The following is a 697-nucleotide window of genomic DNA, read 5'->3' as shown; positions in this document are numbered from 1 at the left end:
CCACCGACCGTCGTGACTGCCAGCTGCTGTACCACACCGTCAATCGGGCTGCGCAGCGTTTGCAGGTCGCGCCGCTGCGTGGCCTTGATCAACTCCTGGCGAGCCGCATCATGCTTGCGAATGGCGTCCACCAATTCAGCGCTGGCCCGGGCACGAAACTCGGCCTGTGCCTGTTTGCGCTGTTGGACAGATGCATTAAGGCTCGCTGCTGATTCATTCAACCTCTTGCCCATCACGGAGATATCCTTTTCCATGTTGAGGAGTTCAAGCCGGGTTTCAATCAAGCCCGTCTGCGCAATATGACCCGTGCTGGCCAGCTCTTCGCGCATTTCGTGCTTTCTCCGTACCAGCGGCAGGCTATTCTGCAACTGCGCGATATTCGCCGAAATGGCCTCGCGATCCGCCGTACGCCTTGCAACGTCAGCATCCAATGCGGCCACACGTGAATCCTGCTCACTGCGCCGATTAGCCAGTACTGCCTGCTGATTGGCAAGCATCGGAGCCGGCAAATCGCGTGTTTCGGCCCAAGTGTCCTTGCCCGACAGCAAGGCATTGAGTCGCGCCACGTCCGCCTGGGTCTCCCAGAATTCGCGCTGCAACCGATCACGGTCAGCCAGGGTTGCGGTGGCGTCCAGCTCCAGGAGCAAGTCTCCAGCTTTGACGAGCTGTCCATCCTTGACCGCAATCACCTTAACCA

1 pseudogene is annotated in these 697 nt (G+C 59.4%); it reads right to left on the bottom strand.

The features are described from left to right. A pseudogene (locus AC1DWI_RS25400) lies at positions 1 to 697 on the bottom strand (HlyD family type I secretion periplasmic adaptor subunit); the annotation flags it as partial.

Source organism: Polaromonas sp. P3_C2, assembly GCF_056402675.1.
Note: the sequence above shows the minus strand (reverse complement) of the source record. Positions and strands in the feature narration are given on the sequence as shown.